Origin of the sequence: Leptolyngbya subtilissima AS-A7 (assembly GCF_039962255.1) — a bacterium.
Lineage (GTDB): Bacteria > Cyanobacteriota > Cyanobacteriia > Phormidesmidales > Phormidesmidaceae > Nodosilinea.
The window spans coordinates 200,701-215,127 of record NZ_JAMPKY010000005.1; the positions used below are offsets into that span (position 1 = coordinate 200,701).

A 14,427-nucleotide genomic window follows, 5' to 3' on the forward strand; every position below is an offset into this window, starting at 1 on the left:
ATTTCAGCCCCTCCCTCCTCTGCCCCTTTTTTTCTAAAAAGGCCGAGCGCAAAGCATTGACTTCGTAAATGGGCTAAGAACGCCACCTGCCCACCCCCACCCATCTACCCCCTTACCCATCTACCCCAGCCATGCCCGAGGATGCCCTACCCCAACCCGCTGCCCAAGACCCCAGCGACGGCACCCTACTGGCCCTGCTGATAGGGGCATTCTTTACCATTTTCACCCTGCTACCGGGCAGTAGCACCCTGATAGTGTCGTGGCCCTGGGTATTTTTGTGGCAGGTAGGGCTGACTCTACCGATGCTCTGGCTGCTGTGGCAACTGTGGCACCGGCCCCTTAGTCGGTTGGGGAACGGGTTTGACTGGGTGGCCCTGCTGGCCATAGCCGGGCTGGTAGTCTCGACGCTAGGGGCAGAATTTCCGGCCCAGGCGCGGTGGTATGGGTGGGCGGCGGTAGGGGCGATCACCGCGTTCTACGCCCTCGGCAGCTGGCTCCGCTATCCCCAACGTTTTCACATCCTGCTGCGCTTTCAGGGCTACCTAGCTCTGGCGTTCATTCTGCTCAGTCTGTTGCTGTGGACCACACAGATCTATCAGCCTGAGCTAGCTCGGTTGTCAACGCTTCAAGGCTACGGCGTTAACCAGACGTTTAACTTTGAGCTCACTAGCCTGCGCAACTGGCAGCCCATTGGCCATCAAAACTACGTAGCGGGCTATCTGGTGCTGGTGCTGCCTTTACTAGCAGGGTTGGCTTGGAGCGATCGCGGCTGGCGGCGATGGCTATGGCTGGTGGGTATGGTTCTCGGCTTGCTCAACCTCTACACCACCAGCTCGCGCGGCGGCTGGCTGGCGCTCATGGTGACCGGATTGATTGCGGTGGGTATTTCCCTACTCTACAACCGTCTGCCTCGGCCCCTGGCGTTGGCTATCGGCGGCACCGCCTTGGGGTTAGGAGTCTTAGGCGTCATCGCCAATCCCCGGCTGCGGCAGGTGCTGAGCAGCCTGGCCCAGGGTAACTTTGTTGGAGGGGAACTGTCTTATCGAGTGGTGACTAACGCTACGGGGTGGCGCATGGGCCTGAGCCGTCCCTTTACTGGGGTGGGACCGGGCAGTGTGCCGCTGGTCTACCAAAAGTATCGTCCCCACTGGGCTGGGCGCGATGCTGAGCTACAGTTTCAGCTGCACAGTACCCCGGCGCAGTTGTGGGGCGAACTGGGCCTTTGGGGAATTGCCGTAGCACTGACGCTAGTGCTAGTGCTGGTGCTTCTAACGGTGCGATGGATGCGGCGTGGCGCTCAGGATACCCCCGCTGGGCTGCCCCCGGTGTTGGTGTGGAGTCCGCTGGCGGGGCTGTTTGCTTTTGGGCTGATGAGCTTGACCGACTATCAGCTGGATATTCCGGCGATCGCAGGCACTCTGGCCCTCTACCTGGCCGTGCTCGCTCGCACCTTTAACCCCGTTTCCACAACCGAGGACAGCGGTGCAACCCCGCGACGCCATCGGCTTATTGCCGGGGTTGGCCTCGGCCTGACGCTGGCCATGACCCTCTGGCTCGTGCCTGCCTACCGTGCCTGGGGCGCTGCCAGCAGTGGCTTCTCGGCCCTCACTGCCGAACCTGTCGATATCGATCGCTTTGCCAACCAGCTAGAGCAGGCCCACAAGCTGGCTCCTTGGGAGCCCTACTATCCCTATCAGCTGGGCTACCACCTAGGCGAGTTTGCCCTGCAATCGGCCGCTAACCCGCCCCTGCGTCAGGTGCTGCTTGACGATGCGATCGCCTGGTTTAAGACCGGCAACCAGGCGGTGCCCTACCAGGAGTTTGGCCAATCGAACCTGGGCTGGCTTCAGGTTGAAAAGGGTCAGTTCGCTGAGGCTGAGTCCTCGTTTAGGGAGGCGATCGCCCTAGTGCCGGCTAAAATGGGCGTGTTCTTTGGCCTGGGGTTCGCTTGCCTGCAAACTGGCAACCGCGACTGCGCCACAGAGGCCTTCGCCTTGGAGGCCATCCGCCATCCTGCCCTGATCACCAGCCCTCTGTGGCGAGTGGAAGGCTTTGCCGATGTCTACCCTGCTATGCTCGACCAGGTTGAACAGCGCTACGACGAACTGATTCAGCAGGCCAAAGAACCCACCTTGAGCAGCTTTTTGCACCAGGCCCGGGGTAGTTTGCACTGGTGGCGCGGCGATGTGGCGGGGGCGACCGAAGACTGGCAGACCAGCGGCAGCGACCTCCAGCAGGGCTTTCTCACCCTGGGGACAGAGCAGCCCGTGGATGTCAGCACCTGGCCCGAAACCCCAGCCAAGTACGCAATTCTTGCCTGGCAAACCCCCGATCAGCGCCAAGCGCTGCTAGAGAGAGCCTGGGTTACCCAGCTCGAAGATATTGATGACCTGGCTCAAGCCTTGCCAGAGCCCCAAATTATTACCCAGCTTGTGGCCAGCATGGAGACAGCTACAGACTTCACCGACTGGCTTCAGCGTACGGCACCCAGTTGGCAGCCCCGCAGCCAGCGCCTGGGCTTTGGGGTGCTTAGCCGCCACATTGATGGGCCTAACCCGTCGGACTTTCTGCCTCGGGTAGAAAACATTCCTGTGGTGCAATTTTTCGAGCCGTTGTTCACCTCACCAGTGTTCTTGCCAGCGTTGGATAGAGCTTTGGAACCGTATCAGGCGAGGTTGCAAGGGCAATAGCAGGTTTTGCTGGCGCGGCGCTAAATCTTGAGCGGGCAAATGCCGTTTGCCCCCTACGTTGGGTTTTGGCGTTAAACCCCGAATCTAGGCCCGCAACGCCCATTCAATTGATCCGTAGAGGCGTTGGCGCAGCCAATCCAAAGGCTTCAGGGCGAATGTCCTGAAGCCTTTGGTGGTAGCAAATGGGATTTGGCCCTAGGCGTCGGCGTGGGCGTGGCGGTTGTAGAGAAAGTCGAGGGCTTCGTTGCGCAGCTCGTAGAATTTGGGGTCTTCCATCATGCGGGCGCGATCGCGGGGGCGGGCAAAGGGCACCAGCATAACTTCGCCAATTTTGGCGGCGGGGCCGTTGGTCATCATCACGACGCGATCGCTTAAAAACAGCGCTTCGTCGATGTCGTGAGTGATCATCAGTACGGTGATCTGGTGGTCTTGCCAGATTTTCAGCAACTCCTCTTGGAGCTCTTCTCGGGTAATCGGATCCAGTGCACCGAAGGGTTCGTCAAGAATTAGCACCTTGGGGCGCAGGGCGAGGGCGCGGGCAATGCAGACCCGCTGCTTCATGCCGCCAGAGAGGGCACTGGGCTTTTTGTTGGCCACGTCGGCCAGGCCCACCATCTCCAGGTGCTCCATGACGATGTGCTTTTTCGCGGCTTCGGGCTTCTTGGGGAAGACCGAATTCACGCCCAGGTAAATGTTTTCGTAGGCGGTGAGCCAGGGCAGCAGGGAGTAGTTTTGAAACACCACCATGCGATCGGGGCCGGGAGCTTGAATCGGCAGGGTTTGCAGGCGCACTTCGCCGTTGGTGGGTTGGCGAAACCCGGCCACCATATCGAGCAGGGTCGATTTGCCGCAGCCGGAATGGCCAATGACGCAGACAAATTCCCCCTCGTTGATGGCGAGGTCGATGCCGTCGAGCACGACGAAGTCGCCGGTGGGGGTGGGGTAAACCTTGGAGAGGTTGTCGAAAATCAGGAACGGTTCCTGAGTCTGAAGGTGGGTGGTGGATTGGGTAGGAGTATTTAGCACTTGCATGGTCGGGGGGTGTGGATGGGTGGGTGGTGGAGGCTGAGCACTGCTCAGCCCCTACGGCGAGTTCGTTGCACAGGCAGGGGGAGAGAATTAGCGGATAGTCACGGCATCCATTAGCACTTCTTCGATGCGTAGGTCGCGCTTGATGGCGAACTGATCCAGGTATTTCAGCGGCTCGTCAGGGTCAAAGACCGGGCCATCGAACAGATGAATGGGGTGGCGATCGCGCCCCGTATCCACCAGCCCCAGCTCGCGGGCAGCCTGGCCAAAGATGTCGGCCCGCTTCACCCGCTCGGCCACGGCTAGCCAGTTGCGGGGAAAGGGGGTAATGCCCCAGCGGGCCATCTGGGTCATCATCCACACCGCCTCAGAGACATCGGGGTAGTTGGCCTTGCCGGTAAAGAACTGAATGTAGTTGAGCACCTGCTCGGGCTGGCTGCCGTCGCCGCGATCGTAGGGGTCTAGGAAGCCCTGGCGAATGTGGGCTTCATCGGCCCCAACGTACTCGGGTTTGCAGAGCAGGTCGGCAATTTCTTCGCGGTTGCGGCGATCGTCGCAGTATTCGCAGGCTTCGAGCAGCGCTTTGACTAGGGCCACATGGGTTTTGGGATACTGTTCGGCCCAGGCTTCGGTGACGCCCAGCACTTTCTCCAGGTGGCCAGGCCAGATGTCGTTGTCGGTCGCCATTACCACGCCCAGCCCTTCGCTAACGGCGCGGGCATTCCAGGGTTCACCGACGCAATAGCCGTCGATGGAGCCCGACTTGAGGGTCGAGACCATCTGCGCCGGCGGAATCACCGTGACGCTGACATCGCGATCGGGGTCAATGCCGCCAGCGGCCAGCCAGTAGCGCAGCAGCAGGTTGTGCATTGAGGTGGGGTGTACCGCCGCCAGGGTGTGCACCTGGTCAGGGCGGCGATCGATCGCTGCTTTGAAGTCGGCAAGGCTGCGCACCCCGGCATCAAACAGCCGCTTGCTGAAGGTAATGGCATTGCCGTTGCGGCTGAGGGTGAGGGCGCTGACCATGGGTCGGGGGCGCTGGTTGCCGTAGCCCAGGGTCATGCCCAGGGGCATGCCAGCTACCATCATGGCGGCGTCGAGGCGACCGGTGGCCACGCCGTCGGCGATCGCATTCCAGCTCGGCTCGCGGTTGAGCGTTACATTGCTCAGGCCGTGGGCCTCAAACAGGCCCTTTTCTTTGGCTACTACCAGAGGCGCGCAATCTACCAGGGGGATAAAGCCCAACTCCAGATTCACCTTCTCCAGGCCGTTGGCGGCCACGGCCACCACGGGCTTGGCCTTGTGCAGCTTGGCCCGCTTCTGCTGGTTGAGGAAGTAGACAATCTCGTTGCGCAGGCTGTAGTAGTTGGGGTGCTTGACCACCTCCATGCGCTCGCGGGGCCGGGGAAAGGGCACATCGACAATCTGGCCGACGTGGGCCTCGGGGCCGTTGGTCATTAGCACGATGCGATCGCTCAGCAGTAGCGCCTCATCCACATCGTGGGTGACCATGACGCAGGTAACTTCGTTCTCCTGGCAAATCTGCATCAGCTGCTCTTGCAGCCCGCCGCGGGTCAGCGCATCCAAGGCCCCAAAAGGTTCATCCAGCAGCAGCAGCTTGGGGCGAATAGCTAGGGCGCGGGCGATCGCCACCCGCTGTTTCATGCCGCCGGAGATTTGGCCAGGGCGCTTGTGGGCTGCCTTTTGCAGACCAACCATCTCGATGTGGTGGTCGATCATGCGATCGCGCACCGCCTGGGGGTGCTTCTTCATCACCCGGTCTACCGCCAGGGCGATGTTTTCGCGCACCGTCAGCCAGGGCAGCAACGAGTAGTTTTGAAACACCACCATGCGATCGGGGCCAGGTTCTGTGACCTGCCGCCCCTCGAGCACAACGCCGCCCGCGCTGGGCTGGTCGAGGCCCGAGAGAATGTTGAGCAGGGTCGATTTGCCGCAGCCCGAGTGGCCAACTAGCGAGACAAATTCCCCCTTGTGAATTTGCAGGTCAATGTTTTTGAGGGCAATGTACTCGCCGCCGTGGGGCAGCTTAAAGACGCGATCGATGTGGTCAACTTCAACAAAGACAGCCATGGTGCGCAGGGAGTGAAGGTGCAGCAGAATGCGAGAATTTTGGCTTGGCAATTTTGAACTTGGGAGGGTTCCGGCTCCCCTCTTCCAGGAGGAGAGGGCCGTAGGGTGGGCACTGCCCACTACAAACCCTTGGCAGAATCACAGGTTTGATGCGGCGTTTAATGAGCAGTGAACTATTGCCGCAATAGGAGGGGTTTTGGCTCCCCTCTCCTCGAGGGAGAGGGGTTGGGGGAGAGGCCTCTACTGCTTTTCCTCTTCGGGCAGCACTAGGCCGCCAATAAACACAATCAGGCGATCGAGCAGCAGGCCGACAATGCCGACGTAGAGAATGGCGATGATAATGTCGCTGATGCGGGAGCTGTTCCAGGCATCCCAGATGAAGAAGCCGATGCCCACGCCGCCAATCAGCATCTCAGCCGCCACGATCGCCAGCCAAGACAGACCAATGCCTATTCTGAGGCCCGTGAAAATGTATGGCACGGTAGCAGGAAACAGAATCTTAAAGAAGTACTGCGACTTAGACAGCTGGAGCACCCGCGCTACGTTGTTGTAGTCCTGGGGAATTTGGCGCACACCCTCGGTGGTGTTGATGATGATGGGCCAGATTGCCGTGATGAAAATCACGAAAATAGCGGAAGGATTGGCCTGCTGAAACGCCGCCAGCGAAATTGGCAGCCAGGCTAGGGGCGGCACCGTCCGCAGGATTTGAAAGAGCGGGTCGAGGGCGCTATACATCAATGAGCTGGTGCCTACCAAAATGCCCAGAGCGATGCCCACAACCGCCGCCAGGGTAAAGCCCAAGGCTACCCGTTGCAGACTGGTCCACACCTGCCAAAACAGGCCTTTGTCGGTGCCACCGTAGTTGAAGAAGGGGTTGATGATCAGCTCCCAGGTGTCTTGCACCGTGCGCACTGGGGTGGGCAGGTTGGCGTCAGGCCCCATAGTGAGCACTTGCCAGATCACCAAGAAGATTAGAATCGCCACCACCGGCGGAATCAGTGCCTTGAGCGAGTCTAGAGACGAGTTGGCAAGCTTTTGCAGGTTAAAGCGCGATCGCGCCGGACGAATATCGAGAGGTGCCGTCATTGCAATATATCTCCAGACTTATGGCAGAGAACCGAGCGAGCTAATTAAACAGGCAAAGCAGGTAAAGATGAAGGCCTTCTCCGGCCCCCTCTCCCACCGGGAGAGGGGTTGGGGGAGAGGGAACGGCGGGCAGCGCCCTACAGAGATCTACACCCGCTTGATCTTCAGGCTGTCGAGGTACGCCTGAGGATCTTCGGGGTCGAAGGTAATGCCGTCGAAGAAGGTCTCAACTCCGCGAGAGGTGCTCTTGGGAATCATGGCTTCTTGGCCCAGGGCGGTGGCCGCTTCGCGCCAGAGGTCTTCGCGGTTGACCGCATCGACCCAGGCCTTGGTGTCGGTATCGGCGGGCAGCTTACCCCAGCGAATATTCTCAGTTAAGAACCACAGATCGTGGCTCTTGAAGGGGTAGGAGGCATTGTCAGCCCAGTATTTCTGCATCAAGTCGGGCAAATCTTCGACCCGGTCTGTGCCAAAGTCGAACTTCCCTTGGGAGCGATCGATGATGTCTTCAAAGGGCACGTTAAACCAGGCCCGTTCAGAGAGAATATTGCACATTTCCTCCTTGTTCTCAGGCTGATCACACCACATCGCGCCCTCTAGCACGCCCATCAGCAGCGCCTTAGCGGCCTTGGGATTAGCATCGACCCAGTCAGCCCGCATACCCAGAGCTTTCTCGGGGTGGTCTTTCCAGATTTCGCCCGTAGTCAGAGCGTTGTAGCCAATCTTTTGGTTCACCAATTGCAGGGGCCAGGGTTCGCCTACGCAGAAGGCATCCATATTGCCCACCTTGATGTTGGCCACCATCTGAGGCGGCGGCACCACAATGGTCGAGATATCTTGGTCAGGGTCAATGCCGCCAGCGGCTAGCCAGTAGCGCATCCACATGTCGTGAGTGCCACCGGGGAAGGTCACCGCTGCCTTGAGTTCTTTGCCTTCGGCCTTGCGCTTGGCAAACACTTCTTTGAGCGGGCTGCTGTCTTTGGTGACCTTAAGATCGAGGTAGTCGTTCGAGAGCGAGATGCCCTGGCCGTTGGTGTTGAGGCGGGCCAAAATGTACATCGGCACCTTTTTGCCGTCGGTGACAATACCCTCAGAGATCAGGTAGGGCATGGGGGTGAGAATGTGCGCCCCGTCGATGCCGCCGCCGCCAGAGCCCAGCACCAGGTTGTCGCGGGTGGTGCCCCAAGAGGCCTGCTTCTCGACCGATACGTCGGTCATGCCGTACTTATCAAAGAAGCCTTTGACCTTGGCGATGATCAGCGGGGCAGAGTCGGTTAGCGCAATAAAGCCCAGCTTGGCGGTAGTCGTTTCTGGGGCCTCGGCCGAGTTGGTGGGCGCTGCGGCTGGGGTATCTGACGAAACTGAGTCAGATTCCTGACTGCAAGCGTGGAGCAGCACAGTACCGGCTGCTGCGGTGCCGGCGGTCATCAAAAATCTACGGCGATTTAGTCGAGTCATAGTTGCGCTCACTCCAACGTTAGGCAATGCAATGAATTGGAAAAATGATCGGGTAGCGGCGTCTCACCGTTATAGTCGTCCCTAAGAAAACCTGAATCTCAACCCAAATTGCTGCTCACAGATGCCGGTGTTTAGCTCTCTATAGAATCAGAAATTGCCTAAACAAACTGTGGCAATGTTGGCAGAACAAACAAAAAATAGGTGATTGATTAGTAGGCTTTGGGCTAGGATTCGTCCCCAGGGCAGCCAAGCTCCAGGTTGGCTGCTGCAAAAAGAAGAACTTCTCTGTCTGGTTAAACCGTTTCGGCAAAGCAATGTTTAGGATTTACAAAGCCGTAGCTCCACGATTTTTGACTTATTAAAATACTGAGGGAAAAGCCGGCGTTTATGCGGTCTTACACTGCGGTATTTGAGATTAAATTATTCAAACTTTGCAACGTGTTTTGTATTTTTGGTTACGCTTTGTAGCAAGCCATCCTCTTATCGCATGAGCGACATGTAGGATTTGCATAATTCGCCGGGTAGGCCAGGTCTCAGCCCAGCGCTTACCATAACGACAGCCCAAGCTATGGGTTGAGGGTTATGTAGAGGGCTGCTCTAGGAGCGATCGCAACCATGGTGTTGCCAACGAAGTGGCGAATATTGCTGACGGTGCTACCGCTGACGGGCCTGTACGGGCTGGCTAAGGTGGCCGTACACCGCTTGAACTGGGAACCGTGGGCCTTTGACCCCCTCACTGGGTCGCTATTTGGGGCGGCAACTTTTGTGATTGCCTTTGTGCTCAACGGCACCTTAAGCGACTTTAAGGCCAGTGCCGATATGCCGGTGCAGGTGGCCAATGCCATCGAGGCCATTCAAGACAGCAATTTATTGGTGGCTAAGGCCAACGGAGAGTATGACCCTATCCCCCTAACTCAAAATCTGGTGGCTATTTTGCAGGCCACCCTCGACTGGCTAGAGCAAGAAAAACCCCAGGCTGCGATCGCTCCTGCCCTCGACCAGCTCAACGTCTCCCTGGTGGGGATGCTGCCCTACACCAGTGGCCCCATCATCAGCCGCACCCAGGCCGAACAGGCCAAAATTCGCCTGCTGCTCGCTTACATTGGCATCAATCGCGATACCGACTTTATCGGCCCGGCCTACGTGCTGCTAGAGCTATTTTTGGTGGGAGTCTTGTGCGCCCTGCTGCTAATTGGGGCTGCCAGCTTTAGCGAAACCCTAGTGGTGTCGTGCTTGCTGTTTACTGCCTTTACCTATTTGCTGCTGTTAATTCGCGATTTAGATAACCCATTTCAATACGATGGGCGATCGAGCGTTGATGCTGACCTGTCAATCCTGGCGGCCCTGCGCGATCGCCTCCAGCAAACCCTGGCACCGTAACGGCACCTTAAAAAGGACCGGGTATCTGACAGGCCGCCAACGCTGGCACCAGCTCAGATACCCGATCCCTCAGCCGAGACGCCTGAGTTGAGGAGTCTCGCCCTACAAAAATTTGTTGGCCATGCCGATCAGCCCGGCCATTTGACCCAGATCAACCTCGCCGGAGAGCACCTTTTGCAGCAGTCCGCCGCCCTGGCTGTTCGACCCTTTGACCAAAAATTGAGCGATCAGCGGGGTCAAGCTTCTGACCATGGCCGGATCGGCCCCGACCCGCTGGGCGATCGCGCTAATCTGCTCATTGGCCAGCAAGCGATCCACGGCACCGGTCGCGGCGACGGTTTTCAGCGTCCCCATCAACCCTCCCGGATTGCCTCTGCCTTTATCTTGCAGCACACCCTGCAGGCTGCTGGCGATGCCGCCAATTTTGTTGTTGTCCACCGGAGCGTTGTTGAGGTTCCCCAGCAGCGTGCCGATCAGGCTACCGTTAGCTTCGGTATCGGAGGAGGCGATCGCCTGGTTGACTATACCCATTAAATCCATTGTTTCACCGTTTGAATTACGTTTTGCACAGGCTAAACTCTTTGCCCAGCAACGGCAAGGCGGTTTTGGCCTAGGACTGGCCCCTACCGGGCACTACCGGCGGTCAAGCTAAAGCGCTTGGCGCGATCGCTCTTTTCCTCAAAGTCGATCACCGGCCCCAGAGGCACGATCTGGTGCGGGTTCACGCCAGGATGGCTCATGTAGTAATGGCGCTTAATGTGGTCCATATTGCAGGTGTTTTTAAAGGCGGGCTGCTGGTACAGATCGCGCAGGTAGCCCCACAGGTTGGGGTAATCGACAATGCGGCGCAGGTTGCACTTGAAATGCACGTAGTAGACCGCATCGAAGCGATAGAGGGTGGTGAATAGGCAGATATCGGCCTCAGTGAGGCGATCGCCGCACAGGTAGCGCTGGCGATCGAGCACGCCTTCCCAATGGTCGAGGGCGTCGAACAGCTCGGTCACCGCCTCTTCGTAAGCCGACTGTTTGGTGGCAAATCCGGCCCGATAGACGCCATTGTTGATGGGCTGATAGATCGCATCGATGGCGCTATCGATTTTGTCTTGCAGATTGGCGGGGTAGAGGTCAACGTCGTTGGTGGCCACCCCATTCCACTCGGTGTCGAGCATGCGAATGATCTCGCGCGACTCGTTGTTGACAATGGTGTTGGTCTGCTTATCCCACAGAATAGGCACCGTCACGCGGCCAGAAATGTCAGGCTTGGCCTTGACATAAATCTCTCGCAAATACTGCGCCCCGTTCACCACGTCAGGAATTGCTCCGGGGTAGTCGCTAAAGGCCCAGCCTTCCTCACCCATATAAGGATCCACTACCGATACTGAAATCGCATCGGTGAGCCCCTTCAGCTCGCGCATGATCAGCGTGCGGTGTGCCCAGGGGCAGGCTAGTGAGACGTAGAGGTGGTAGCGATCGGCCTCTGGTTTAAACTCGCTAGAGCCGTCTGCCTTCGTGAAATGGTGAAAGTCGGTTTCGGGTCGTACAAAGCGGCCTTTATCGTCTTCTTGACTGCGCTCTTTCTGCCACTGACCGTTCACAAGCAGGCCCAATCCCATAGAGTTTCCTTTATGTTTTTTCACATTGCTGGTTGCAGCATACTGCGCTTCACCCGTGCCGTCCTCTGGCGTGAGAAAGAACTCCATCGCTGGGAAGCAGAAGTCTCAGGGTTAAACACATCTTTAAAGCCGCTTTCCCACACTGACCTCAGCTTCGACGTTCTTAAGCGGCATTCAAGGGCATTGGTTACTTTGAGAACCGCCTTCATCGAGCCAAAGAAGTCACTTAAAACGGGGTGGAGGAAATCCAACTCAGGCATCTCATGAGTCGCTTTCAGGGCGATCGCATAGCTTCGCCCCGATGTGAGACGCTATAAACCAGTGTTATCTGGACTCGCTCCCTATGCAGGTTGCCTGGCAAGACGTTAAGCCCTACGAAGACATCATTTACCAAAAGGCTGATGGCATCGCTAAGATCACCATCAATCGACCCCACAAGCGCAATGCCTTTCGCCCCAAAACCATTGTTGAGCTGTATGAGGCTTTCTCTAACGCCCGCGAAGACAGCCGCATTGGCGTGGTGCTGCTGACCGGGGCTGGCCCCCACACCGACGGCAAATACGCCTTTTGCTCTGGCGGCGATCAGAGCGTGCGCGGCCACGGTGGCTATGTGGATGAGGGCGGTGTGCCCCGACTCAATGTGCTCGACTTGCAGCGGCTGATTCGCTCAATGCCCAAGGTGGTGATTGCGCTGGTGGCGGGCTATGCGATCGGCGGTGGCCACGTGCTGCACGTGGTGTGCGATCTCACCATTGCTGCTGATAATGCTGTTTTTGGCCAAACTGGCCCTAAAGTAGGCAGTTTTGACGGCGGCTTTGGAGCTAGCTACCTATCTCGCATGGTGGGTCAAAAGAAAGCCCGCGAAATCTGGTACCTCTGTCGCCAATATAGCGCCCAGGAAGCTCTCGATATGGGCATGGTCAACTGCGTGGTGCCGGTGGATCAGCTCGAGGCCGAAGGCGTACAGTGGGCGCAGGAAATTCTGCAAAAAAGCCCGATCGCTATTCGCTGCCTCAAGGCTGCCTTTAACGCCGACTGCGATGGTCAGGCGGGGCTGCAAGAGCTGGCGGGCAACGCCACTCTGCTCTACTACATGACCGAAGAAGGCTCTGAGGGTAGGCAGGCATTTCTGGAAAAGCGAGAGCCCGATTTTCGCCAATATCCCTGGCTGCCCTAGGGGAGTGGATGAGTAAGTGGGTGGATGGGTGAGGCCGAATGTTGCTTAGAGCGATCGATCGGGATCTTTGGGTGGCCGAGCAGCCCTTACGATATTTTGGGCTGGGCATCGGTACTCGTATGACGGTGATTAGGCTGGTGGGCAATCAGCTGGTAGTTATTTCGCCCATTCAGGTGAGCGAGGAGTTGGTAGACGAACTGAATAAGCTGGGAACAGTCACGCATATCATTGCTCCTAACCTGTATCACTACCAATTTGTCACAGGGTTCAAAGCGACGTACCCAGCGGCAACGGTTTGGGCGACGGCGGGGCTGAGCGCCAAAAAGCCAGAGCTAACCATCGACCAAGCTATATCCGACGGCTCGAACAGTCCATGGGAAGGCATTGAGCGTCTGTTCTTTGATGGGTTCAAAACCCTTAGCCCCAGTGGCCCAGATCCGCTTGAGGAATGGGTGTTCTTTCATGCTGCCAGCGGGACGCTGATCTTGACGGATACGGCTTTTTGTTTTGACGAGAGTTCTCCGTGGCTGACGCAGCTAGTCACTAAACTTGGGGGCGGCTACAAAAACCTTAGTCCGTCGTTGTTAGAGCGAGTTGCAACTCGGGATAAGGAGAAAGTCAAAGCTTCGGCTGAGCAGGTTTTGCGCTGGGATTTTGAGCGGGTAATTGTGGCCCACGGCAGCATTGTTGAGCAGGGGGGCAAGCAGCAATTCCAGCGGGGGTACGAGCAATTTCTGGGGTGTTCACTCCAGGGCAGCTCAACGTCTACCTAAGGGGGTAGGCAAGCCCACTGGGGCAGATGACGATCGCACCCCTCGGTGATAGGCTGCGAAAAGCCCGTCGTCATTGACTTTTATTGCCCATGAACCTTCTGCTTGAGCGCATTCAAACCAGCCTGCTCGATTTGGTGGGGCAGTTTATTCAGCTCTTGCCGGGGCTGGCGATCGCGCTGGTGCTACTGCTGCTGACAGGGTATGCCGCCAAGGTGACCCAAAAGATGGTGGGCAAAATGGTCAAGCGCCTAGTGCCCAGCCGATCGCTGCAACTGCTGGCCGTGCAAGTCACTCGCATTGGCACCTGGGCGGTGGGAATCATTATTGCGGCGGTGATTGCCTTTCCGGATCTGCGATTGGGCGACGTTATTGGGCTGCTGGGTTTGGGTTCGGTGGCGATCGGCTTTGCCTTTCAAGACATCTTTAAGAACTTTTTGGCGGGCATTTTGCTGCTGGTGGAAGAGCCCTTTCGCTTGGGCGATCAGGTGGTGATGGGCGACTATGAGGGCACGGTAGAGTCGGTCAAGATTCGCTCGACCCAGCTACGCACCTACAACGGAGAGCTGGTAGAAATTCCCAATGCGATCGTGTTTACTAACCCGGTACGGGTGCTGACTGCCTTTCGCAGCCGCCGCACCGACCTCGATATTGGGGTTGACTACACAACTCCGCTGCCCCTGGCCAAGCAGACTTTTCTAGATATCATTGCCCGTACCGATGGCGTGCTCAGCGCCCCAGAGCCCGAAGTCGATGTGGTGGGCTTTGGCGAAAGTTCCATTGACTTTAAGCTGCGCTACTGGACGACGCCCCAGATTGCTGAAGTGCGCCGGGTTAAATCGCGGGTGGCGATCGCTCTCAAGGCTGGCTGCGACGAGGCCGGTATTGCCATTCCCTACCCAATTCGCACGGTACACCTGTTCGATCAGACTCAGTTCAACGAAAGCAAACCCTTGGAAAAGGGCGACTCCGTAGAACAGTAGCCGAGAACTAGGCTCCTCCAGCGGTTCGGCGCTCCTGCGTCCTCAGACAACGCCTACAAATCTAAGGCAAGGTTTGTCATTTCTTTAATGTGCCGGGACGGGCGACCGTTCTTAGCCCTTGTAGATAAGGGATAGATAAGAGAGCACACG

General features: G+C 57.8%; 11 protein-coding genes. 5 read left to right on the forward strand and 6 right to left on the reverse strand.

What is annotated here, in order from left to right; translation table 11 throughout:
- Window positions 1–131 precede the first annotated feature (131 nt).
- Entirely contained in the window at window positions 132–2,690 is a 2,559-nt protein-coding gene (locus tag NC979_RS12585; RefSeq protein ID WP_190521822.1) for an O-antigen ligase family protein, read from the forward strand.
- 195 nt (window positions 2,691–2,885) lie between these two features.
- On the opposite strand, the gene NC979_RS12590 is transcribed toward NC979_RS12585, so the two are convergent.
- From NC979_RS12590 to NC979_RS12605, 4 genes are all read right to left on the reverse strand, one after another.
- Complete coding sequence (locus NC979_RS12590; RefSeq protein WP_190521824.1) at window positions 2,886–3,722, reverse strand: ABC transporter ATP-binding protein; 837 nt, start codon at window positions 3,720–3,722, stop codon at window positions 2,886–2,888.
- A gap of 87 nt (window positions 3,723–3,809) precedes the next feature.
- Window positions 3,810–5,810, reverse strand: coding sequence for an ABC transporter ATP-binding/substrate-binding protein (locus tag NC979_RS12595; protein WP_190521826.1), 2,001 nt, complete (start codon window positions 5,808–5,810; stop codon window positions 3,810–3,812).
- A 240-nt stretch (window positions 5,811–6,050) separates the two neighbouring features.
- Complete coding sequence (gene ntrB / locus NC979_RS12600) at window positions 6,051–6,896, reverse strand: nitrate ABC transporter permease (RefSeq protein WP_190521828.1); 846 nt, start codon at window positions 6,894–6,896, stop codon at window positions 6,051–6,053.
- Window positions 6,897–7,043: 147 nt separating this feature from the next.
- Complete coding sequence (locus NC979_RS12605) at window positions 7,044–8,354, reverse strand: CmpA/NrtA family ABC transporter substrate-binding protein (RefSeq protein ID WP_190521830.1); 1,311 nt, start codon at window positions 8,352–8,354, stop codon at window positions 7,044–7,046.
- A 615-nt stretch (window positions 8,355–8,969) separates the two neighbouring features.
- Between NC979_RS12605 and NC979_RS12610 the strand changes: the two genes are divergently transcribed.
- On the forward strand, window positions 8,970–9,734 hold the full coding sequence (locus NC979_RS12610) for a hypothetical protein (protein WP_190521832.1): 765 nt from the start codon (window positions 8,970–8,972) through the stop codon (window positions 9,732–9,734).
- Between the two features lie 102 nt (window positions 9,735–9,836).
- Here the strand turns inward: NC979_RS12610 and NC979_RS12615 are convergent, their stop codons facing one another.
- Together NC979_RS12615 and NC979_RS12620 are read right to left on the reverse strand one after the other, a co-directional pair.
- Window positions 9,837–10,274 (reverse strand): hypothetical protein, encoded by a 438-nt coding sequence (locus NC979_RS12615; RefSeq protein WP_190521834.1) that lies wholly within the window; start codon window positions 10,272–10,274, stop codon window positions 9,837–9,839.
- Between the two features lie 83 nt (window positions 10,275–10,357).
- Complete coding sequence (locus tag NC979_RS12620) at window positions 10,358–11,434, reverse strand: glutathione S-transferase family protein (RefSeq protein ID WP_431191061.1); 1,077 nt, start codon at window positions 11,432–11,434, stop codon at window positions 10,358–10,360.
- 256 nt (window positions 11,435–11,690) lie between these two features.
- On the opposite strand from NC979_RS12620, the gene menB reads away from it, so the two are divergent.
- The 3 genes from menB to NC979_RS12635 all read left to right on the forward strand — a co-directional run bounded on the left by menB (window position 11,691) and on the right by NC979_RS12635 (window position 14,277).
- Window positions 11,691–12,524, forward strand: a complete 834-nt coding sequence (menB, locus tag NC979_RS12625) for a 1,4-dihydroxy-2-naphthoyl-CoA synthase (protein ID WP_190521836.1) — start codon at window positions 11,691–11,693, stop codon at window positions 12,522–12,524.
- 38 nt (window positions 12,525–12,562) lie between these two features.
- Window positions 12,563–13,297: a DUF4336 domain-containing protein gene (locus NC979_RS12630; RefSeq protein ID WP_242024129.1), complete on the forward strand. Its 735-nt coding sequence runs from the start codon at window positions 12,563–12,565 to the stop codon at window positions 13,295–13,297.
- An 89-nt stretch (window positions 13,298–13,386) separates the two neighbouring features.
- Entirely contained in the window at window positions 13,387–14,277 is an 891-nt protein-coding gene (locus NC979_RS12635) for a mechanosensitive ion channel family protein (RefSeq protein ID WP_190521838.1), read from the forward strand.
- Window positions 14,278–14,427: the final 150 nt, after the last annotated feature.